20 protein-coding genes are annotated in these 22,974 nt (G+C 42.4%); 8 read left to right on the forward strand and 12 right to left on the reverse strand.

Features of this window, described 5'->3' with window-relative positions:
- Positions 1–75 precede the first annotated feature (75 nt).
- Positions 76–1,023, reverse strand: a complete 948-nt coding sequence (locus R70723_RS22825) for an aldo/keto reductase (protein ID WP_039875655.1) — start codon at positions 1,021–1,023, stop codon at positions 76–78.
- A 154-nt stretch (positions 1,024–1,177) separates the two neighbouring features.
- Here R70723_RS22825 and R70723_RS22830 point away from each other — a divergent pair, with 154 nt between their 5' ends.
- Entirely contained in the window at positions 1,178–1,855 is a 678-nt protein-coding gene (locus R70723_RS22830; RefSeq protein WP_231574766.1) for a TetR/AcrR family transcriptional regulator, read from the forward strand.
- 627 nt (positions 1,856–2,482) lie between these two features.
- Positions 2,483–3,058 carry a DUF2268 domain-containing putative Zn-dependent protease gene (locus tag R70723_RS33810; RefSeq protein ID WP_179088028.1) on the forward strand — a complete coding sequence of 192 codons (576 nt, stop codon included), beginning with the start codon at positions 2,483–2,485 and terminating at the stop codon, positions 3,056–3,058.
- Positions 3,059–3,165: 107 nt separating this feature from the next.
- Here the strand turns inward: R70723_RS33810 and R70723_RS22840 are convergent, their stop codons facing one another.
- The gene (locus R70723_RS22840; protein WP_081957464.1) at positions 3,166–5,217 is read right to left on the reverse strand and encodes an alpha-L-rhamnosidase-related protein; all 2,052 of its coding nucleotides are present in this window, start codon (positions 5,215–5,217) and stop codon (positions 3,166–3,168) included.
- Positions 5,218–5,272: 55 nt separating this feature from the next.
- On the opposite strand from R70723_RS22840, the gene R70723_RS22845 reads away from it, so the two are divergent.
- Positions 5,273–6,268, forward strand: coding sequence for an AraC family transcriptional regulator (locus R70723_RS22845; protein WP_231574767.1), 996 nt, complete (start codon positions 5,273–5,275; stop codon positions 6,266–6,268).
- A gap of 47 nt (positions 6,269–6,315) precedes the next feature.
- On the opposite strand, the gene R70723_RS22850 is transcribed toward R70723_RS22845, so the two are convergent.
- The 3 genes from R70723_RS22850 to R70723_RS22860 all read right to left on the reverse strand — a co-directional run bounded on the left by R70723_RS22850 (position 6,316) and on the right by R70723_RS22860 (position 7,932).
- Entirely contained in the window at positions 6,316–6,702 is a 387-nt protein-coding gene (locus R70723_RS22850) for a YbaN family protein (protein ID WP_039875662.1), read from the reverse strand.
- 183 nt (positions 6,703–6,885) lie between these two features.
- A complete protein-coding gene (locus R70723_RS22855; RefSeq protein ID WP_039875664.1) occupies positions 6,886–7,239 on the reverse strand; it encodes a hypothetical protein in 354 nt (117 codons plus the stop codon).
- A 312-nt stretch (positions 7,240–7,551) separates the two neighbouring features.
- Positions 7,552–7,932 carry a nuclear transport factor 2 family protein gene (locus R70723_RS22860; RefSeq protein ID WP_039875667.1) on the reverse strand — a complete coding sequence of 127 codons (381 nt, stop codon included), beginning with the start codon at positions 7,930–7,932 and terminating at the stop codon, positions 7,552–7,554.
- A gap of 528 nt (positions 7,933–8,460) precedes the next feature.
- On the opposite strand from R70723_RS22860, the gene R70723_RS22865 reads away from it, so the two are divergent.
- The 3 genes from R70723_RS22865 to R70723_RS22875 all read left to right on the forward strand — a co-directional run bounded on the left by R70723_RS22865 (position 8,461) and on the right by R70723_RS22875 (position 11,202).
- Positions 8,461–9,225 (forward strand): DNA/RNA nuclease SfsA, encoded by a 765-nt coding sequence (locus R70723_RS22865; protein WP_039875670.1) that lies wholly within the window; start codon positions 8,461–8,463, stop codon positions 9,223–9,225.
- Positions 9,226–9,277: 52 nt separating this feature from the next.
- Positions 9,278–10,231: a helix-turn-helix transcriptional regulator gene (locus R70723_RS22870; protein WP_039875673.1), complete on the forward strand. Its 954-nt coding sequence runs from the start codon at positions 9,278–9,280 to the stop codon at positions 10,229–10,231.
- A 71-nt stretch (positions 10,232–10,302) separates the two neighbouring features.
- Positions 10,303–11,202, forward strand: coding sequence for an SDR family oxidoreductase (locus tag R70723_RS22875; RefSeq protein WP_039875676.1), 900 nt, complete (start codon positions 10,303–10,305; stop codon positions 11,200–11,202).
- Positions 11,203–11,360: 158 nt separating this feature from the next.
- Here the strand turns inward: R70723_RS22875 and R70723_RS22880 are convergent, their stop codons facing one another.
- Both R70723_RS22880 and R70723_RS22885 read right to left on the reverse strand, forming a co-directional pair.
- Positions 11,361–12,197, reverse strand: a complete 837-nt coding sequence (locus R70723_RS22880; RefSeq protein ID WP_039875679.1) for a tyrosine-type recombinase/integrase — start codon at positions 12,195–12,197, stop codon at positions 11,361–11,363.
- A 577-nt stretch (positions 12,198–12,774) separates the two neighbouring features.
- Positions 12,775–13,722 carry an NAD(P)H-dependent flavin oxidoreductase gene (locus R70723_RS22885; RefSeq protein ID WP_039875681.1) on the reverse strand — a complete coding sequence of 316 codons (948 nt, stop codon included), beginning with the start codon at positions 13,720–13,722 and terminating at the stop codon, positions 12,775–12,777.
- 517 nt (positions 13,723–14,239) lie between these two features.
- Between R70723_RS22885 and R70723_RS22890 the strand changes: the two genes are divergently transcribed.
- Positions 14,240–14,668: a nuclear transport factor 2 family protein gene (locus tag R70723_RS22890; protein WP_039875684.1), complete on the forward strand. Its 429-nt coding sequence runs from the start codon at positions 14,240–14,242 to the stop codon at positions 14,666–14,668.
- A 228-nt stretch (positions 14,669–14,896) separates the two neighbouring features.
- On the opposite strand, the gene R70723_RS22895 is transcribed toward R70723_RS22890, so the two are convergent.
- The 4 genes from R70723_RS22895 to R70723_RS32280 all read right to left on the reverse strand — a co-directional run bounded on the left by R70723_RS22895 (position 14,897) and on the right by R70723_RS32280 (position 19,693).
- Positions 14,897–16,018 (reverse strand): NADH:flavin oxidoreductase, encoded by a 1,122-nt coding sequence (locus R70723_RS22895; protein ID WP_039875686.1) that lies wholly within the window; start codon positions 16,016–16,018, stop codon positions 14,897–14,899.
- Between the two features lie 124 nt (positions 16,019–16,142).
- Complete coding sequence (locus R70723_RS22900) at positions 16,143–17,168, reverse strand: LLM class flavin-dependent oxidoreductase (RefSeq protein WP_039875689.1); 1,026 nt, start codon at positions 17,166–17,168, stop codon at positions 16,143–16,145.
- 99 nt (positions 17,169–17,267) lie between these two features.
- Positions 17,268–18,734 (reverse strand): MDR family MFS transporter, encoded by a 1,467-nt coding sequence (locus R70723_RS22905; protein ID WP_047171209.1) that lies wholly within the window; start codon positions 18,732–18,734, stop codon positions 17,268–17,270.
- A gap of 353 nt (positions 18,735–19,087) precedes the next feature.
- Entirely contained in the window at positions 19,088–19,693 is a 606-nt protein-coding gene (locus R70723_RS32280) for a TetR/AcrR family transcriptional regulator (protein ID WP_052421439.1), read from the reverse strand.
- A gap of 180 nt (positions 19,694–19,873) precedes the next feature.
- Here R70723_RS32280 and R70723_RS22915 point away from each other — a divergent pair, with 180 nt between their 5' ends.
- Positions 19,874–20,746: an SDR family oxidoreductase gene (locus R70723_RS22915; RefSeq protein WP_047171210.1), complete on the forward strand. Its 873-nt coding sequence runs from the start codon at positions 19,874–19,876 to the stop codon at positions 20,744–20,746.
- Positions 20,747–21,689: 943 nt separating this feature from the next.
- Here R70723_RS22915 and R70723_RS22920 read toward each other — a convergent pair.
- Complete coding sequence (locus R70723_RS22920; RefSeq protein WP_039875692.1) at positions 21,690–22,874, reverse strand: cation:proton antiporter; 1,185 nt, start codon at positions 22,872–22,874, stop codon at positions 21,690–21,692.
- Between the last annotated feature and the right edge of the window lie 100 nt (positions 22,875–22,974).

Below are 22,974 nucleotides of genomic sequence, written 5' to 3' on the forward strand. Positions count from 1 at the left end.
GTACACTCCCCCCTTACAATAAAAAAACAGCCGCTAACCCGAACGGGAAGCAGCTGTTTAACTTACTTTATATTGTTACTCCGCAACCGGATAACGTCCCCCGAATGCATTAGGGCTGACCGCATCAATCCGCGCCAGGTCGTCGGCAGTAAGCTGAATATCGATCGCTCCGGCATTTTCCTCCAGATATTTCCGGCGTTTGGTCCCTGGAATCGGGACCGTACCTTTGGCGATCGTCCAGGCAATGGCGAGCTGGGCAACGGAGCAGTTCTTTTCTCCGGCAATTTCTCCGAGCTTGTCTACAATGTCTACATTCTTCTGGAAGTTGTCTCCCTGGAAGCGCGGCAGGATTCTGCGCATATCATCTGCCTTGAAGTCTTCAAATTTCTGAAGCTCTCCGGTGATAAACCCTCTGCTTAACGGGCTGTAGGCTACAAAAGTAATCCCCAGCTCATTTACTACTGGTATAATTTCTTCTTCAACCTCGCGGCTCCACAGGGAATATTCCGTTTGCAGCGCTGAGATCGGATGTACGGCATGCGCCCGGCGGATGTTAGCAGCATCCGCTTCGGAAAGACCCAGATAGCGGACCTTACCCGCTTTTACGAGATCAGCCATTGCTCCTACAGTCTCCTCAATCGGCACATTGGGATCAACCCGGTGCTGGTAATACAGGTCGATATAATCGAGGCCGAGACGGCGAAGGCTGTCATCGATGGCCTTTTTCACGTAATCCGGATGACCTCCGATAAACTCCCAGTTCGGTCCGAAGGTAAACTTGGTCGCCACCACAGCCTGCTCTCTCCGGCCCTTCAAGGCTTTGCCCAGCAGCTCCTCATTGTGTCCATTCCCGTAAGTGTCTGCAGTATCCAGCAGCGTAACTCCCAGCTCCAGCGCACGGTGTACGGTTTTTACGGATTCCTCATCGTCTACAGAGCCGTATATGCCCGGAGACATCCCCATCATGCCTAGTCCCATAGAAGAAATGACCAAATCGCTATTGCCGAGTTTTTGCGTTTTCATCCTACAATTCCCTCTCTTTCATGGATTAGCTTCGGAAGATAGCTTAACACGCAACAAATACAAAGTAAACACTTTTTATGTTTTTTGTTTATTTTGTACACATTGAATCTATTCTATGAAATTTCAGGTTATAATACAGCATGAGGGGGTTTTGATGTTGAACAAATCTTTAAAGAACTCGGATAAAATAAAAGAAACACGCTCCAGGCTGATCACCAAGCTGCTGCCCTATTTGCGGAAAAACGGGCTGCAATCCGTGCGGATGGATGAAATCGCCAGAGTAACGGAGGTCAGCAGAGCTACTTTATATAAATATTTTTCCACGAAAGAGGAGATTATCGGCTACATTGTCGAAGGCTTTGTTGAGTACATGAATGAACAGACGGCCTCATCCTCTCTGGAGTCTGAGGAGAGCTTCGGCATCCGGTTTCAGCAAATGTTCGAGCAGTCCGTCTCGCTGATCGTCTATTTTACAGAGGTCTTCCTGAAGGACCTTGAAACCAGCTACCCTGAATGGCACAGCCGTTTCACTGAAGGCATGCAGCAGCGGGAGGAGCAAATCCTGGCCTACTATCAAGAAGGAATCCGCAGAGGCCTTTTTCATGATCTGAACGGTAAAATCCTCATTATGCAGGATGAGCTTCTGCGCGGAATGTTGAATGTTAAATATCTGATGACCAATCAGCTGACGGTAGAGCAGGTATTAACGGACTATTATCAGCTCAAAAAAATCCAGCTGTTCAAAGCTGATAAGCTGTCCGCCATTGACGATGCCCTGATGAAGCCGAGAATTGAGCATCTGACGCATAAGGTTACGGGCAGTCTATTTTAAACAGCAAAACCACGCAGTATTGGCTGCGTGGTTTATTCTGCCTACCGCTGTGAAACTGTCCCCGAGTGAATATAAGAACAGTACCGGTAAATAAAATAATTGGAAGCCCGTTCAGGCATCAGAAAGAGGAGCTACAACAGCACTTCTGCCTGATGTCTTTTATTATTCTTGCCGGACCTGGAATTTACTGATAAATTATTATTACATATAATTGGTTACAGAAATAAAAACAGGAAATTAACTGGAGGATTATTCAGCTTGCGCAAACTCATACTATCTATGTCGGCAGCGGTATTGATAGCAGCGGCAGCTTTTCTATCGCTTAATTTGTTCCAACAACCGGCCAAGCCTACAGATGAGCTCACTTATACTTTTACAAACGCGGAGAACGGCCAGAAATTTAACATTATCAGTGTATACAAGTTATTTGCTGACTACATTGCGGAAGCTAAAACCGGCTCTAATCCAAATCTGTTATCTATTTATAAAAAAACGGTTGTTGATCCTGTGTATCGCTCATGCTTCCAGGATGCTGAATTCGCATATATGGTTGATGACCAAGTGAATGAGGCACCTGACCGTCTAAATGAGTTGAGCCAACTAGTGGAACATATGCGGAAGTATAATATGAACGAAATTATACAGGAGGCGTTGCTGAAATCATCCGACATCCTGCCGGGTAAGGAGCCGGTGAATGTCTGTGTATTTCCGACAGTATCTAACAAACACCCGATGATAACTGCAGGATCCGGAAAGATCATCGTTCTGTATAATTACTATTTTACAGATGACCTGCTCCGGGCCGGGATCGCTCATGAATATCATCATCACTATTGGGCGGAGAACCATCTCACCCCGGATACACATTTCCGGATATTGGATAACCTCATTTTTGAAGGCAAAGCAGTTATGTTTGAAAAGCTGATTTATCCGCATATTGAATCAACTGTTATCTATCCGGAATATAACAAGGAGTATTGGTTCCGGACGGAGCCCTATTTACTGGGAACCGACTATGACATACAATCGAAGATTCTGTACGGGAACGGGGACGAATATCCGTATGCCTACGGGTACAGTGAGGGCTACAAAATGGTCCGCTCCTACCTTGATCTGCATCCGCAGGCTTCTCCGGCTGAATGGACCGCCTTGAGCGCTGAAGTAATTTTTGAAGATGGCAACTACTCCGACCACTATAAATAAACCTGGTATTACATAGGCTTTTTCTACTCCGCACTACAAAAGCAGAGCATCACTCGCCGCAACGGGGATTAATGCTCTGCTTGTTTCCAAGCCACATGCCGCACATCTTAAACCAAACCAACCTCAACCCAAGCCCCGTTACCCGGGATCGCAGCTTCCAGAGTCTGCCCGCCGCGGGTATACTTCAGCACACCCTGCCCATGCGTGCTCCGCACTCTGATCTTTTCCTGATCCATATAGATTTCAATGTCCCCAGGCCCGGCCGGAACGGTTCCTTCCATCCACGTAAGGCCGCCAAGCTGCGGCTCTACTGTGTAAGTGGCATAACCCGGTGTCAGCGGCCGGACGCCAAGAAAATATTTTCCGAGCAGATAGACAGGGCCCGCTCCCCAGGCATGGCAGAGGCTTTTGCCGAACGGCATCCCGTACATTCCGTAATGCTCATCCGCAGCAAGCGAAGGATCATATTCCTCCCAGAAGGAGGTCGCCCCGAGATCCATCATCCCGCCCCAATAAGACTGCAGCTCCTTGTAGACAAACTCCTGCTCCCCGCTCTCACAGAGCACCGCCAGCTCATGGAACCGCATATACGGCGTTCTGATTCTAGGAACCTCCGGGTTCAGCATCACCTTTTGGACAACGCTCGCCTTCTGCTCAGGTGACAGATAACCGTAGGTCATCGCGAACATGCTGGCATGCTTGGTCAACACCGGCTGTGTCTCCCCGTCTACCCGGTGGTGCAGCAGCCCGCCCCTCGAATCATCCCAAAAGACCGACAGCGTCTTGACCTTAACCTCTTCAGCTACTGTCCCATAACGTGCGGAAGCATCCTCATCCTCCATAAGCGACGCGAAAATACTCATTGCCTCCAGGGCCCTCACGAATAGAATCTGCTCTGTACTGACCGCACCCGTATTGCTGAAATCTGCCCAATCCACGAATACCCAATCCTGCTCTCTCCCCTGCACAAAACCCTCCGGATTCCGCTGCTGCAGACAAAAGTCCATCAGCGAAACAGCCCGGTCGTAATACTGGCGGATGAACCCGAAATCCCCGGTGTAGAGGTAATAATCATACAGGGAGATAAACCAGTAGAAGGAGTAATCCTGGATCGTATTGATGTGCATCGTCACGGGATCTTTTCCTCTCAGCGCAACCAGCGTCCGGCGGGTCACATCCAGATCAAAAAAGCTGTAATAGTTCATCAGGAACGCCTGATAAGCATCGCCCGACCATACCCAGCGGTCACGCTTAATGCCGTCCAGGAAAAACTCTCGGGTGTTCAAATGCAGCGTATACAGCGACATGTTATAAATCTCATCCAGCCGGGAGTCTGAGCTCCGGAAAGAGCTGCGATAGGTTACCGGTACATACTCATACAGCAGCGACACCCGTTCCCACTGTACATCCCCGTCTGCGTGAATCCATACATACCGTAAGGCTCTGGCCTCTTCTAAAGTATATGTCCCGTCCTCACTCTGTCCGGCTGCAGTCCCGTCACCGACAGTGAATTCATCCAGGTTAACGCACTCCTCCGGCGACAGCGCCTCTGCCTCTGACTCCCCGAAATACAGCCGCACTGTCCCGGTCCCTGTCAGATTATGAAGCCGCAGGTAGCCGAACGTTTCCCGCCCGAAATCAGCCAGCGGATGACCGTTTTTTAGCTCCATAGAGACTGCTTCCAGCGGTGACACATCAAGCTCATACTGCGATGGAGGACTGTCCGGCTGATCAAAAATCCACGAGCCTGCACTCACCCAATCATTCTGGTAAGAGGTCACTTCCCAAGACGGTCCGGTCCGGAGGTTGTTCCCGTTAATGTATAGGGCCGGTGCCTCTAGATCATTGTACACACTGACCTCAAGCTGATGCCGTCCTGCCGGAAGTGTTATCGAGGACTTGTTCGAGCGGTAATTGTCCTTGCCGTCCAGATAGAGCGAGAGCTTGCCTTCTGCCAAAACAGTAATGTGCTCCTCCTCCGGCAGGTCGTACGTATAGCGGAATTTGATGTTGCTGTAATGGCGGTCAAGCCGCCAAAAGGCGGGATAAGTGACACCGCGTGCTCTGCGCGCTACAGACATTTTTTCGTGCAGCCGGATTTCAAAATCCCCCGGATACCAGATCCAGGCGGCAGCCTGCTCTATTGGATGTGTCTCCATATTTGTTACCCCTTTCATTTCTGATAGGCCTAAGTGTATACTAGGCGGACAGAAGATGATGCAGGGAGAAGTGACATTAGACATGGACAATAGTGACTTATTCTTAAGGAACGGTAAGCAAAAAGCAGCAAAAGCGCCTGTCCATCAATCCAGTGTATCCGAGCATTTTAAGGAAGGGTTTCCGCTGTTTCTTAACCGCTGGTCTGAGGGCTTTGAGCTGCGGGCACACAGCCATGATTATATTGAAATCGTCTATGTAACATCGGGAGAAGGCTATCATTACATCGGTGACCGGGTTGAAAAAACAGGCAAGGGCTGCCTGTATCACCTGCCCGTAGGCACCTCGCATATTCTCCGGCCTGCCAGCACCTCCGCCCGGAATCCGCTGATCGTATACAATCTGTGCGTACTGCCGGAATTTGCCGCTGAGCTGGGCGCCTGGATGGGGAATTACGGGAGCGGCGGCGAACCGCTGTTTATTTTTACCGGGGAGCCTGGCAGCTATATTGCCGTTGAAGACAGGGGGCTAGAGCTTGGCGAAGCCTTTGAGAGCATGTACCGGGAGTATACCGGGCAGCCCTGGGGGTTTGAGGCCAGCCTGTTCGCCGGGCTGCTGAAGCTCTCGGTACGGATTGCACGGCTGGTCAAGCAGCAGACGGAGGAGTTAAAGGAAACGGGGCATTCCCCGCAAGTGAATTCAGGCGAGTGGTCAGAGCTGCTGCAGTATATCAGTCTCCACATCGCCGAGCCGCTGACCCTCTCGCAGCTGGCCGCTGAGGCCGGCATAAGCAATCGGCATTTTATCCGCCTGTTCAGGCAGCAGGCCGGCATGAGCTTCTCTGATTATCTGCAGCATAAACGGATCGGGCTGGCCTGCCACCTTTTAATCGAAACCGGCCGCAAAATGCCAGACATCGCCAAAAGCATCGGCTACCAGGACACCGCCCATTTCCGGGAGATTTTCCGCAAGCTGATGGGGGTTAGCCCGAGCGAGTACCGGAAGGCTCCGGGTATATCCGGGCCTATAAGCCATACAGAACAGCAGCAATAGTACAGAGCAGTCCAATCCAATTGCCGGAGCGGGCAGCCTGCCGTTCATCAACTTTGAGGGCTTTTTAGGCGGTCGACACGGATGGTTGCAATATGTCTGGCAAAATAATAATATAACCCGATGGCTACAGTAACCAGCAGAATCCGGAATGCCGTACTGTCAGTAATAATAAAAGCAATAAGCAGCATCGTCGAAGCAAAGCCCTGGATAAGCACCTTATCTTTCAGTGTCATGGAGCGTGATTCGGCAAAGCTCTTTAAGTGCTTTTTATAAAGTCCGGTAGATAAAAACCACCCGTGAAACCGCTCTGAGCCGCGGGAAAAGCAAAAGGCAGCCAGCAGCAATAATGGCGTTGTAGGTAATACTGGCAAAAACACCCCTGCAGCACCGAGGCCCACACACACAAATCCAACAAATATATAGATGTATTTCAATCTTTTCGCCTCCGTAAGATAGTTAGCTATACCATACATATCACTAATGAGAATATTTCTCAATGATGATTATAACAAAGTATCCGCTATCCCTCTGTTGCCAGGGCAACAAAACGGAGAAGAAGTATGGAGAATATGAGAATAATGCTCCGTTTGTTCAAAGAACCGTTCATCAACAAATGATCACTTCACTCTTTCGGAAATATTTTTACTTATTTCTTCAGGATTTTTAACACCAATGATCAACTTTGATATTTTGAACTTACCAACTTTAAAGCTATCCAAATCTAAATGAAGAGTTTCAAGCTCATTTTCAAAAAAGTGCAGTTGATAACTGCCATTTGATCTAAATAACCCATTTCTCATTCCCCGAAATAAAGCACCATATAGTTTAAAAGCATCTGGTATCGGTCTACCCGTTGTTATTCCTGTGATTGAAGAGTATGGAATTTGCAATCCGTTATCTAATTTTAAAAAAGGTGAGTTTCCAACGTCGATATTTACGCAGGTTTCCATTAGTTGAATTTTACGTTCCATATTTTGATTCCCCCAATTTGAAATAATCCATAATTACAATATAATACCACAAACCCCTCTTTTATTAATAAAAATTCAAACTGATTAGGTGGGCAATAAAACGGCTTGCAGATCATGGAGAACTTGTTTTTGGACTGAATCCTTGAATGCGTTTGTCAGCCTCATACAAACTCCACAACTCATTTAAGTTCATGACAAAACCTCCCTTTAGAAACTATTAAATCTGGATTGCTTCAAAAGGGAGGTTTTAATCGCCTGCTGTATTAAACTAGCGTTTCCCGTTAGCGCAATGATCTAACGAAGACTTTGATTTCAGTGCTTTGCTTGTGTCGCCATGTATGCTGCGAAAGGAGTCGCGTCATAAATCACTTGGATCGAGGATATCTTGTCGTTTCTCACAGTAATGTATTCTGCCACAATCGCATTTTTAACTGGGAGCGTGTCCGACTCATAGATGATTACAGCCTGTTGGTCATTACCGAGCGCAGTAACGAGTGTTAGCTTTTCAATCATTCGGGCAAATCCCTCTTGAAAACCGCGAAAAGATTGAGTGCCTGCAAGCTGGCCTACCGGAGAATTACAAGCAATATCGTCGGCAGCGAGAGTCATTATCTTTTCGACGTCCCGATTTGCCATGGCCTCAAAATACGTATGAGCAATCTTAAGTGCATTGTTAGTTTCGTTTGAATTCATTTAAAAACCTCGCATTCGTTTTATATGTCTTAACTATACAAGCCCCTAGTGACAACAGTCTGTCAGTAGCATTTCTATATTTTTTGGTTTGTTTCTTCCAAACAGTTTCTAAATGATTTTCTCTCTCTTCAATATCAACCTCTACCCCAATATTCTTTACGCTTATCTAGATTCACTGTCTCCCCCGTATTATTTTAATGCGCTTAATAAATACTAGAATCATCAGACCAGTGAGGCCAGCTGCTAGAGCGAATATAAACGCATTTTGAATACCAGCATTTAAGGCCATCGATTTAATTAAGGGGGATGAAGAATCTGCTTTCTGAGCAAAATTGTTTACTTCTTGACGGATTGACCGAAAATGAAGTCGCCACCTTTACAAAGACACTCATCCGCTAGTGCACATTTTTGAAATGAAGCGCTACTGACATTCAGTTGTCAGTAGCGTTTTGTATACTTCAGTTATAGAAAACCGAAAATGATATGTATTATATTCTGCATGAAGAAATGAACTGAGGAGATGTATTTATGCTGGAAAACAAAAATTTCCCATTCAAGTTTGAACCCCCCCTCGTTGAGGGTCTGATTCGTAGACGTCGGAACCGATTTATTATGGAGGTTGATGTTAACGGAGTAATTTATGATTGCCATTGTCCCACTACGGGTCGTATTGGTAACATTTCATTTCGTGATATTCCGTGCCTGCTTTCAAAGAGTAAGGACTCAACTCGAAAAACGCTATATACAGTTGAAGCTATTTCGCTCGAGAAGCCTTCGGATGTTAATAAATCATGGATCGGAATAAATCAGAATGCTGCTAACAGATATGTTGAACATTTTCTTAAAAGCGGTCAACTCTCCGATATGGTAAGTGGTGGTGAATTAGTTAAGAGGGAACAAAAACTTGGTAACTCTAAACTTGATTTCCTAGTAGGCAACACCTATATTGAGGTGAAAACTCCTCTTGTACAATTACAGATCGAGCTAAAAGAACACATTGATACAGCGGAAGGAAGTGACTTTACTTCCTTTGAACGTTTTATTAAACACATTGGTGAACTTGCGGGAAGTTTAAATGAAAATGACCAGGCAATCCTGTTAGTATGCTTCATCTATGATAGTCCAAGATTTATTGGTTCGTCAGATGGGAAACATAGCAGCTATATCAGAGAAAACGTACAGTCCTCCATCCAACAAGGTGTAGAAGTGTGGCAGATTAATTTCAAAATAACTCCAACTGAGGTAAACCTAATACGTTATTTCGAGACTACAAGGGATATTATGGATGAGTGAATGTACAAATAAGACTTGAAAAGTGTTTTTTCCTTGAGAAGTGTAGGTATAGTTGAATAAAACAGAGCAAATGTTAGCGATTGTGTTAGAATTGCAACGAAAAAAAGTGCTTAAAGCAGAGGAATTAGCAGAATCTTTAGGAGTTAACATAAGGACGATCTATCGTGATATTCAAGTTCTTAGTGAAGCTGGCGTTCCTATAATAGGTGCGACAGGATTAGGGTATTCCTTAATGGAAGGCTACTTCCTACCGCCAGTCAGTTTTACGGTAGAGGAGGCTGTAGCACTTCTGTCTGGCGCTGAATTCGTAGAACAGCGTTTTAATACTACTTACTACAAGAGTGCTCGTTCTTCCCGCAGGAAAATTGAAGCCATTCTGTCACAACCGATTCGCGGGGAAGCGGATAAGATAAGAAGTAACATCCGTTTGCTCCACAAGGAAAAGTCTGAACTTAGGGAAAGAGAGGAGACAAATCTGGCCACGATCCAAAAAGCAATACGAGAGGCCAAAAAACTTGGATTTTCATACAATAAACGTGTACCCGGGTCCGATGGAAAGCGCGAAACCTTACGAACTGTAGCGCCATACGGATTGGTTCTTGATGAGCAAAATGGTTGGCTGTTGGTTGCAGCTTGCGATCTGCAGGAGGATATTCGCCATTTCAAGGTCTCTCGGATTAATGATCTTAGCATAGTGGATGAAGTATTCCAACTCCCCAGTGATTTCAACCTTCAAGGCTATAGGCTAAAGGATGATCGTATCATTCAAGTGAGTGTGCTGTTTAATCGAGAGGTTGCTGATAGAGTGATAGAGGCGAAAAACTACTATATGGAAACAGCTGAGTATCTTGAGAATGGTTACTTTGTCGTCTTTCGCGTTCGCCATCCAGAAGAACTTCTCCCTTGGGTCCTTAGTTGGGGCGGAGATGCAGTGGTCATCGAGCCTGACTCCTTTAAGAATCGAGTCAGAGAAGAAGAAATTGAAAAAATGATGAAACGCTACTGACATTCTTGTGTCAGTAGCGTTTTTGTAAACTGTGCTTATAAATAAGTACCCTATACCAGGAGGAATTGAAATTGGGCACATCAAAAGAATTAGTATTGGTTACAGGTGCAGGTGGAAAACTAGGGCGCTTAGCTGTAGAGTATCTTCTAGATCATTACGAAGGCCCCATTGCAGCAACGACACGTCAACCTGAAAAACTGATGGATCTAACTGATCGCGGGGTTATTGTTCGACAAGCTGATTTTGATCTACCAGATAAATTAGACGATGCCTTTGCAGATGCTAAACGCCTTTTGTTGGTGAGTACAGATACACTTGAGGTACCAGGACAGCGGATTAAACAGCACAATAATGCATTAAAAGCCGCTCTTAAAGCCGGTGTACAGCATATTGTCTACACGTCGTTCTTTAACCCTGAGCCGGGTACTGCAAATGTAACTGCTGGAGACCATTTTTCTACCGAGGAGGCCATTAAAAACAGTGGTTTCTCCTATACGATTCTTCGCAATAACCTTTACAGCGAAAACATATTGCAATCACTGACGCACACTGTAGCGACTGGTCAATATACAGCTGCAATTGGTGAAGGCAAAATTGCGTACGTGACCCGTAATGATTGCGCGATTGCTGCCGCAGCTGCACTCGCTTTCCCAAGCCCAGAGAATCGTACGATGAACCTAACTGGGCCCAAGGCACTGTCCGGCCATGACATCGCTAATATCTTGGGTGAAATCGCAAAGAAACGAATCGAATACGTTCCGCAACAAACCCCTCAGTTGGTTGCCGTCTATGAATCCTTCAACTTACCAAAGGTTGTGGCAGAAGCTCTTGCTTCTTTTGATACCGCCTCAGCTAACGGGGAGTATGCTCAGCTTTCTACGGCATTTCAAGAATTGACTGGAAATGTTCCCACAAGCACGAATCAGTTTTTGCAAGATAACTTTTGGAACAATGTGAACATTTGTTGGTGAGAGTCTTTCTTGCGGCAGATCCACTCTTATTAATAATTCCAAGCATCTGGGCACAGATGCTTTTTTTATTGACGATATCAATGGCGTCATTAGCGTTATCTGCCCCTTTAGTTGAACAGCGGCGGATTTCTAAATGGGATCCGCCACTGTTCAAAAAACTAAAAGAATCGTCGATATAGTTCTCTCCGGCGTTCGCCGCGGAGCAGTGCATAGATTTGAGTGGTAGATGCTTTCTCGAGACCGAGCATACCTTGGATGAAATCTAATGGAGCACCAAGGAGCCGGCATGCATAAGTATGTCGAAAGCGATGCGGGTATACGTTCGCTTCAATTTCTCCACGATCTGCAAGCCGTTTTAAGGCCCATCTGATCGTAGGTATGGCCATTCGTTTGGTTGGATTCGTTCCGGTAACAAATAAGGCTTTGCAGGAGTCCTCACGGCTGGCCAGGTACTTCTTTAACCATACTTTGCACTCTGTCGTAAAGTAAACTTCTCTTTGCTTTGATCCCTTGCCATTAACGATTGCTGAGCAGTTCTCCCAGTTAAGATCCTCGATGTTGATCTTTTCCACCTCCCCAACCCGGCAACCAGTGCTGTAGAGTAACTCAAGCAGCGCTCTTTCCCTGAGTGACTGACAGGAGATCTTTAAGTGTATGACGTCTTCCTCAATTAAAAACTCAGGAATGCGCTTATCTAATTTTGGTTCTCTCAGTTTTAGAGAAGGATTTGAAGTCAGATACGTCTCTTCATAAGCGTAACGGAAAAGAGAACGAACAAACCTAATTCGATGACCCAGGCTGCTTGGCTTCAAACGATCAGCCTGTTTTGCCAAGTAATCCTTCAGCGTGGTTAACGTCACTTCAGTAATATCGAGATTGCCAAGCTCTTGCATCAACATTTTGTGCTGAAGGGCGTATGCTTTTAATGTTCTCGTACTGAATCCTTGAATGCGCTTATCAGCTTCATACAACCTCCACAATTCACTTAAGTTCATAACAAAACCTCCCCTTTAGAAGCTATTAAATCTAGTTTGCTTCTAAGGAGAGGTTTTAATAATCTGTAAGCCGTGTTGAACTAGCGTTTCCCTTTAGCTTAGAACATATTGGGTTAATTCTCCTAAATCATCAATAATTAATTCGGTATCAACACTACCGGAGGATACTGTAACATTTCGTTTTAAGGCAACCTTAATACCTAACTCTCGGCTCGCTCTTATAATTGTCGGGATAATCTTCTACGAAAAGTGCCTCATTTGCTTCCACTCCTAGTTACGTCAAAACTCTAATGAAAATAGCTGGTTCAGGCTTACAAAGCCCTTTCCATTCCAATATAAAAACTTCATCGAATAAATATCGGCTGTTTACCGTATGTTCCGGGTTATGCCTTCTAATTTCCCGCACAATTCCTCATGGACAATGCACTATTAGTCAGCTAAGTGTTTTCGCCATTTATCGGTGTATTCGGACTTTCAGCTTCGGCACTATGCGCTGCAAAGCACAGAAAAGGCTGTCGATACTTCTTCGACAGCCTTCCCCCCTTTAAGTTCAACAGAGTGTTTATGTTGTTGATTTCTACTTTTCAAATAATCTTTCTACCAGCTCTTTTACCGTCGGTATGTCTTTTATTACATCAATTCCGGTATTTACTGATACAATCCCTTCATCAAGCTTGCCTTCTAACATTCCAATTCTAAAACCACCGGATACATCTCTGCTTGTATCTTCATTATTTTCATATTTTCTCTGTATTTTTTCTGCGTGTTTAGTTAAGATTGAACGCATTGTACCTCCTATCAATTCCATATTTTCATAACCTGAATCTAATATCGCTTTTTTTGTTTCATGTGCTGATGGTGCTTCTTGAGTTGCAATAAATCTTGTACCCATGTACACACCTTCTGCTCCCAATGCCAAGGCCGCTTTTACTCCACGGGCATCGTTTATTCCGCCAGCCGCTAATACTGGAATGTTTACCGAATCTACCATTGTCGGTACCACAGTAAATGTTCCAAGAGATTTCCCTGGTAGGCCTCCACCTTCATCAAATCCTGTCGCAACTAATAAGTCGGCTCCTGCCTTCTCTGCTTCTCTCATCATTGCTGGTGTTGGTGTTATTGGTCTAAATATGATTACTCCATTATTTTCTTTCACTTTATCAAATAGCGATTTATTTATTTCTCCACCAATAATTGCAAAGTATTTAATGTTTTCCTCAAAGGCTACTTTTAATATTTCATTAACATATGGATTATCTTTATCACTATTTTCTCCACCTGAAATGATATTTACTCCGAACGAATGATTGGTTAACTCTTTCGTCTTTCTTATTTCATTTCTCATTCTTTCTGCTGTTTCTATTGGGTCGCTTGTTAAAGTATGTTGTCCAGCATTTGGTCCTAAAATGCCTAATCCCCCTGCATTAGATACGGCTGCTACTAATTTTGCATCTGTTATCCAAGTCATCGGTGCTTGTATCAGTGGATATTTTGTATTTAAAATTTCTGTTACTCTATTTTTCATCTTGTCTTTCACTCTCCATATCGTTTATATGTAGAACTATCAAGTTCTGTAATTGGATTATAACAAACTTATTTACGAAACGCAATATTACCGTATTTATTTGTGACTGAAATTCTTTTGATATAGTGTTCACCACAAAGCCTTACTACAACAAATCGAGAATATTGATTTCTGTATTTATTTCTGTTATAGTCCAATTACGGAACTAATTAGTTCTATAATATAAATAAAGGAGTGATAAATGAGTATGTACGTATAATTTAATTTTTCATCAAGAATTTTCAGAGCATTTTTGTAAAGAATAATATCTGAAGATGTGCTCCACCTATAATGACGAACTCGTTAAATAACACTTGTGTTTGGAAGCAATCTTTCGACCTTTCTGTAATTTGAAATTGCCGATCTAATTGTTGTCCATCCCAAGTCTGATTATCTCACTGACTAAATAACAATTTGATTACTGCCATACCTTTACCATAATTAAATTTAGCAAACTAATATTAGGAGGAACCATATTATGTTAAACGAGAAAACCGAACACTCCAGAGAATTAGCAAAAAAGTTTTTTGAATATCTAAGTACGGGAAATGTTAAAGGTATTACTAACTTATTCGAAGGTAATGATGCCGGCTGGAGAGTATTAGGACAAAAAGAAGGGTTTCCTATTGCTCGTAAATATGGACCTGATGAGATTGGTGACTTGTTCATGGCAGTATCACCAGTAGCAAAAGGTGGAGAAGGAAAGGTTGAATTACTGGGTATTTTTGCGGATGGCGATAGAGCTTTTGTAGAGATTCATGCAAAGGCGACTAATTCTTCAACAAAGACATATGATAATCGATTACTTTTCTCGATTCATACAGGAAAAATTGGTATAACACTAGTCGAAGAATATATGGATACACGGCATCTTCATGAATTGTTGTTTGATACGAATATTAAATAATATATCAAAGTTGGAACATGACATTAGCCTCATTCCTTCGCTCGGTTCAAAAATTCAAGTTCTCAAATAAAAATTCTAATTTCAAAAAGATTTCCAACACCAAATTTTGAGTGATGGAAATCTTTTTGAATTTTACATTTTTCAGTATCTTTATGCTAGCAGTCTTTAAGGTAAATTCTATTTACTTATTTCTACTGTACAAGTTTTGTCTCATGCTCTTTTTTCTTATTAGTACAATGTATTTAAAGAGGACTGTGAGAACAGCTTAGCTTGCTCTAATTGACCATTCTTAAACTTTACTGCCCACTCTGGATCGGCTAAAAGTGCTCTTCCTACCGCTATCAGATCGAATTCATGATTTTGCATCTTCGAAATAACCTTATCAAGGTTTTCAAAAACAGTTTTTTCATTGGCTGCTTCACTTTCAAACATAAACGCATGGTCTAAACCTACGGAACCAACTGCGATCGTTGGTTTCCCAGTTAGTTTTTTGATCCAAGCAGCTAGATTCAGTGTATCTGATTCATCGGAAAACGCAGGCTCCCAAATCCGTCTGGTTGAAGCATGAAATACATCAACTCCTGCCTCCGAAATTGGTTGCAACAACTGCTGAAGCTCCCCAGAATGATAGGCAAGCTTTGCCTCATAATCTCCTAACTTCCATTGTGAGAACCTGAACACAATCATGAATTCCGGCCCTACAGCCTCTCGACAAGCTTCTACTATTTCTTTAGCAAAGGTGGTACGGCCAACAATATCCCCACCATAACGATCAGTTCTAAGATTTGTTTCCTTCCAGAAAAATTGATCAATAAGATATCCATGTGCGCCATGAATTTCTATACCATCAAATCCGATTTCTTTAGCATCTGATGCCGCTTTTGCATATGAGAAAATAATTTGACTGATTTCATTAGTGGATAGTGGCTCTGTCACTTTATTTCCAAACAAATCATAGCCAGATGGACTAACCGGTAATGCTTCCGCATTTGGGCGATCCCCCACTTTACGCGCACCACCGACATGCCATAACTGAGGAATAATCCTTCCGCCTGCTTCATGAACTTCATCTACCACTTTTTTCCAACCTTTAAGCGCCTCTTCTCCATAAAATTTGGGGATATCTTGATGACTTACAGCTGCTGGATGATCAATAGCTGTGCCTTCTGTAATAATTAATCCGACCCCATTTTCAGCTCTTCTGCGATAATAGGCAGCTACATTAGCATCAGGGATACCATTAGGAGAAAATTCTCTTGTCATAGGTGCCATAGCGATTCGAGTTGGTACAATTAAGTTGGCTAATGAAAAGGGTTTAAACAAAAAGTCTTTATTTTTCAATACATTCATTTAGAAAGCCTCCCTGTATGTTTTAAAACTCCATTACTATAACGCCAAGCGATTTACTTGTGCGAAGTACCCCCTTATAATCCCATTTTCTCTGAAATCGCGTGTCGATAAATCAGAAAGAATCTTAAATCAAGCCTACTTTATTTGCCAATAAACGATGACCTTTCTTGCGACTTTCTTGATTGGGATAGAAATCAGCGATAATGATTTCATCGACTAAACTTGCTTTTGCTAATTGATCAAGTTCCTCCGCAACGCTTTCAACACTTCCAATAACAAAACGTCCTTTATTTATTTCCTTTGCTCTTTCTTCGTCAAGTGTATACGTGTGATTTTTCGCTTCATCCAAAGTAAGGATCTTTATATCTTGTTTACCGAGTATTAACTGAGCCCACATTAACTGTATAGGTCCTGCTAAATATTCTGCCTCTTCTTTAGTTTCAGCTGTTATAACAATAATTGCCAACATGCTTTTGGGTTCACTTAAATATGACGAAGGTTTAAAATCTGAACGGTAAGCTGTTAACATGGGTACGGCCAGTTGCGGAGCCAAGTGACCTGCAAAAACAAAACCTAACCCCTTTTCAAGAGCAAATGGTAAACCACCTTTGCTCGCTCCTAATATATACAATTCGGGTATAAGGGTCCTGTCCCCAGGTGTATTAATCTTACTGAACGGATGACTTTTATCAAAACTACGTTCAAAAAATGAGAGTAGATCATCCAATTGTTGTGGAAAGTCATTTGCCACTAATAATTCTCTAGATCGTAGCAAAGCCATCATTGTTCTTCCATCTGCTCCGGATGCCCTTCCTATGCCAAGATCGATTCGCCCTGGATATAACCCTTCGAGAAGCGAAAAATTCTCCATTACTTTTAAAGGACTATGATTAGGCAACATAACCCCTCCAGAACCAACTCTAATTCTCTTGGTATGGGCAGCGGCGTGGATACTTAACAGATCTGGGGATGTACTCATCATGGATGGTACATTATGATGCTCTGTGAACCAATACCGGTTATAGCCTAACGCGTCTGCTAGCTGCACCATTTCTGTTACATTTTGGAGCGTTTCAATAGGTCTAGTATGATCATAAACATGGACAGAGTCCAAGATTGAAAGTTTTAGTTTAGGATTCTTAATAATCATGTTTCCTCCCTCAGTAATCCTTCTTTGTACTATGCGAGAACTCACTGGCATAGTAAATATTTTGGAGTTTGTTAAAAACTGAAGACAGACTTGAACTGTTTAATCCGATTGTTTTCCTTGTTTACTCTTACGTATAAAGAGAGCAATAATAATAGCCGCTATTGCCAAATAAAAACCGGTAGAAAAACTCTGTTGAGAACCATACGTGAGCGCATCCAATGACTCCTGTACACTAGGGTTAGTTACGCCGAGATCCGTCAAATAATTTTGTTGACCATTCTCCATAACACTTATAAATAATGCTGCCCCAATAGCACCAGAAATTTGCATCAATGTATTATAGATCGCGGTCCCATGAGGGTGGAGCTTTTCTGGAATTTGGTTTAATCCATTGGTTTGAGCAGGCATCATTATCATTGCGACAGCAATCATTAGAATTGCTTGTAATATAACCAAAAATACAGTTGAAACTCCTGGCACTGCAAAACGGTACATAAAGACTGTAATAGCAAGGATAATTGTGCCGGGTATTAATAAAGGACGGGGCCCCCATTTATCAAACAATCGTCCCATAACAGGTGAAATAGCACCGTTTATTAAACCTCCTGGAAGCATAACTAAACCTGTTGCCACAGCACTTAATAGAATGGCACCCTGCATGTATATAGGAAGTATTAACATCATTGCGAACATTGTCATCATGGTGAGCATGACAAGCAAAAGACCAAGTGAAAACATTGGATAACGGAGTACTCTAACATTTAGAAGGGGATTTTCCAATTTCAACTGTCTCCAAAAAAATAAAATCAATGAAGTCAGTCCAACCAGTAATGATGTAAGTACAAAAGGATCAGTAAAATTAGCATCTCCTTTTCCAGCTGCACTAAAGCCGTACACAATACCACCAAAACCAAGCGTGGATAATATAAAAGATAGAATGTCAAGTTTCGGCTTAGACGTCTCGGTCACGTTAACCAGCACTTTCATTCCTATTAGTAAAGAAACAGCAGCAATAGGAAAAGTCAAATAGAATAGCCACCGCCAAGACAAACTTTCTATGATCAATCCAGATAAAGTTGGACCTATAGCGGGAGCAAACATTATAACAAGCCCTACCATACCCATGGCTGCTCCACGACGTTGAATAGGAATCACAGCTAGAATGGTATTAGTCAATACAGGAAGCATTATTGCCGTCCCTACTGCTTGTGTTAATCTTCCAATTAATAGGATAGAAAATGTAGGACTAAACCCCGCAATAAGTGTTCCTAATGTAAAGAGAGACATTGCAGTTATGAATAACTGTCGCGTTGAAAAACGTCGCATAAAATAAGCTGAAATCGGAACAACTATACCAATAACTAGCATGTAACCAGTGACAAGCCACTGAGCAACACTTGAATTTATTTCAAAATTAGTCATTATTGCATTTATGGCAACATTTAAAATTGTTTCGCTTAAAATTGCGACAAATGCCCCTGAAAGCAAAACCGCTAAAAGTGGACCTATTTTCACCCCTTGTATATCTTTTGTTTTTTCTAAATCATCACTTATTAGTGCTACCATGTTCTCCTCCTCCAAACCCTCTATATATAGAACTTAATAGTTCTATTAAAAAGATCATAGCAAAATAAATTACAGAACACAACAGTATCGTATTTAATGCTAAATAGTTAGTTTTTTAAAGAAAGTCTTATAGCGGCAGTTTTTTTTGATCATATTAGTAAATTAAAAAAGTCGAGCACATAAAGGATATGTGCTCGACTTTTTTAATAATATCACTATTAAATTTATTTAAAGGTTTATGATTATTCCAGGCCATCTAATTGTAGTACAGGTTCCTATTGTGTCTAAGGCCCGGAAAGAGCAGCCATTTTACATTTTAAATGCTGTTAATCAGCAGGCCTAAGTTATTTACGTTATTTTGTTATTATGAGAGGCAACATTAATTTATCAACAATCCGCTCAACATAACGATCATCACTAGACTGATTTCTTGAGTAATTATAATACATTATTAATGCAGGACCAATATCTGAGAGCAACTCTAAATCTTCGAGAGTAATTTGATTTTCTGTGATATAAGATTGTAGAATCGTTTCTAACGCGCCTTTGTAACGCCAATTAAAAGCGTCACGTATAGCTTTATCTAATTGCTCATTGACAGCATTACAAATCGCAGTCATAGCTTTCTCATATTTTTTATTATCATGTCGAAAAAACAGTGTAAGCAAATCAATCAACTGTCCTCGCAAGGGTTGATTTGTATTCAGTTGCTTTACTGATATTTCAAAAGGACTCATTAACGTTGCAGCGTCAATAACAAGTTCCATTTTAGAAGACCAGCGTCTGTAAATGGTTCCCTTTCCCACTTTCGCTTTGATAGCAACCGCATCTACTGTTAAGGAATCATATCCGTTTTCAGCTAATAAATCTAAAGTGGTCTCAAGGATTACTTGATTAAGCGACATATCTAAAGGACGCCCTCTTTTTCCTTCTGCTTGGTGATGGTTTTCATCTGACATAAAATTTTTGGCCTCCTTTCCTGTAGGCAGACTCTTTTTCATTAATTATTATAATAACATTTGCTTAGGCATGCACACAATTTTCTTTTTAAAATCGATACTGTTGCGTTCTGTATTTTTTTTCGATATATTATTTACAGAACCCGAAATTTCCGTATAATAAACTTGGAGGAATATCAAATGACAAGATCGAGAATCTTGATAATAGGTGCATCTGGAACTGTTGGATCACATGTTGTGAAGGAATTTAACCTCAATGATGAGGGCGTAGTAGTTCGTCTAGCAACAAGCCGGCCTGATTTGGCAGAGAAGTGGCAGGCTGAGGGCCGGGACGCCGTTGTACTTGACCTAAATCGACCGGAGACCTTCGCTGGAGCTCTAACGGATATTGACCGTGTGTTTTTACTAACGGGTTATTCCTCAGATATGCTTTATCAAAGCAAAAAGTTTGTCGATGCATCTGTGGATGCAGGAGTACGTCATATCGTTCACCTCGGCGTGTTCAGTTCAGGTGAGGACTTGATACCGCACTTTGTCTGGCATGATCTCGTAGAAACTTATATTGAAGCAAGTGGTATCGCCTGGACGCACCTACATCCTAATGTCATTACTGACACGGTTTTGGCTCCGGTAAAGGACACAAATGCTTTCACAGTTAATTGGAGCGAAGCACCTCAAGGATGGGTGTCAGCTGGTGATATCGCTGCTGTTGCTGCTGCCGTGTTAAGAGAGGGACCCGAGAAACATGGTAGCTCCAATTACTGGTTAAGCACGGAAGTACTAACAAGTCCCGAGGTCGCTGAAATTCTAACTAAAGTGTCAGGAAAAGAAATCAAGTGTAATACTAACGATCCTGAAAACCTAGAAGCGTATGTATCTCAGATGAAAATGGCTCCAGAACGTGCCTACATGGAGAGTGCAGTTATAACGATGAAATTAGCAGTGACTGGCCAAATGAGCGCTCAGACTATTGTTCGCGATGATGTTTTAACGGTCTTGGGGCGTCCTGGAATGACCATGACCGAATGGGCTCAGAAGAATTTAATATCTTAAGAACAATCTGTTGTGGTAATTGTATGACCTATGGGAGAAACTATATTTCGACTTATTGAATATATGGCTACATGAATTTTTTCACTCATTATCCTTTTCACCCAGTCCATTTATCTTGTGTTAAATTAAAGAACAAATCAGAATCAGCTAATCGGTATTGTACCAGTATCTAAAGAATTAATGTTCTTCTTGAAGAAAGCAAGTACACTCCTGAAATCAGACGTCTTTTACCCAACGTGTCACATACTTGGACTGATTACGCTGATGCCTCAATAAGTTTAAATTCAATGATTGCGTTCGGCTTTTTTCCTTCGTCGGCAGCGTGTCGGTGATACTAAATCGGTTATGATTTGTGAATTTCCGGCACAAGCTTTTCCAGAAGAATGTTCGATTTATTTGGCTCAGGCAAACTGATTAATATTTGGTTAATATTTATGAAGAGTTACTACATTTGAAATGCATATAGAACCAAAGCCGAGTGTAAACGACTCGGCTTTGGTTCTATATATTAATCACTTGAATTTTGAACTACTTCAGATAATTGATCAGCTAACGTTTGCTCCCCCTATATTCATTCTTCAGGAGATTTCAATTATATATCCTCTAATTTCACGAAGTAGTTGACTTACCCGTACCCGCGATCTCATGTACTCGAAGCCCATCCGCAAATACCTTATTATTCCTTTTAGTGTCAGGCCTGCGGAGTATGCTATAAGAAGAAAATAAAGTATTAGACTGGAGCTTGCGAAGCAGGTGATCGACGTTTAGGACTTAGCTAACAGGGACATTAGTTAAGTGTTGTCACTCATGGTGCGCAATACGCGTCAAATGCCACATAAAACCTCTACTTATCTTGTTCGACTAAACTGTCCTTTAGTTGAATAAAAGCAGCCGATCACGTCGATCGGCTGCTTTTATAATTTCATTAGGTTATAGTTTCCCGTTAGAATTTAATTTTTTTCTTTTCTCGAACAGCATCAGAGTTAGCTCTAGTACTAAAAACGATCTTTAATAAAGGTGGAGCAATAAGCGTAGTAAGGATAATAGTTATAATAACGTTCGTAAAATATTCAGCAAGAAGCAATCCAGATTGCATGCCCGTTGCAGCAATGATTAATGCAACCTCACCTCTGGATACCATTCCCGAACCTATAGCAATCGACGAACGGCCATTGAACCCGGTTAACCTAGCACCCGCAGCACCACCTAAAAGTTTCGTCAATACAGCCACAACCGTCAGAACAAACAGAAGCCCGATCTGGTTCCCTACTCCATCGAAAGACACGTTAAGTCCGATGCTTACAAAGAAAACAGGGACAAAAATGGAGTATGATATGGCCTCGACTTTTCTCTCTATCTCATGCTTGTAAGTCGTTTGTGAGATCGCGAGCCCCGCTGCAAAAGCTCCGATAATTCCGGCGATCCCCATTTTTTCTCCAAAGTAGGCAAAAGCAAAACAGAAAACCAGGGCAATACTAACCAATGGTTCAGTAACTTTCATCCGGGATAATAACTTTAGCGTTCTCGGAACCAACAACCATCCAGCAAGGAAGACACCGGCAAAGAATATAAGTTTTTTACCAAGCAGCAGACCGATTGATATACCTCCTCCAGTGCCTGTCCCAAAGAAGCTAGTAAGAACAGCTAGAAGAACAACCACCAGTACATCATCTACAACCGCTGCACCTAATATTGTGGTGGCTTCCCTTGAATCAAGTCTGTTCATCTCCTTTAACACCTGCACAGTAATACTAACTGAGGTCGCACTCAGCAGCACTCCTAGGAATAAAGAATGGGCTGATGAGAATCCGAATAGTTGGCCTGCTCCGAACCCGCCAGCTAAAGGTAATATAATCCCGCCTACAGCTACCGCAAATGCAGACATCCAATTCTTTTTCAACTGATCCATATCCGTTTCAAGCCCGGCCATAAACATTAATAGCAGAACACCGGTTTCAGCAAAAAAATGAATGAACTCACCATCATGTATCCACCCTAAGATGGCAGGCCCTAAAATAATACCTATGATTAATTCGCCTAGAACAGATGGTTGCCCGAGGCGGACTGCAACATGACCGGCTAATTTGGTGCCTAACAGAATGAGAACAAGATATAATACAAACTCCATTGAGCAACCTCACTTTATGTTAAATGGTGTTTGATTCGAATCAACAAAACGATATTAACACATATTAGGTCTCAATAAAATATCGATTTTAAGACCTCTC

The sequence above is a fragment of the Paenibacillus sp. FSL R7-0273 genome (assembly GCF_000758625.1).
Classification (GTDB): Bacteria; Bacillota; Bacilli; order Paenibacillales; family Paenibacillaceae; genus Paenibacillus_AQ.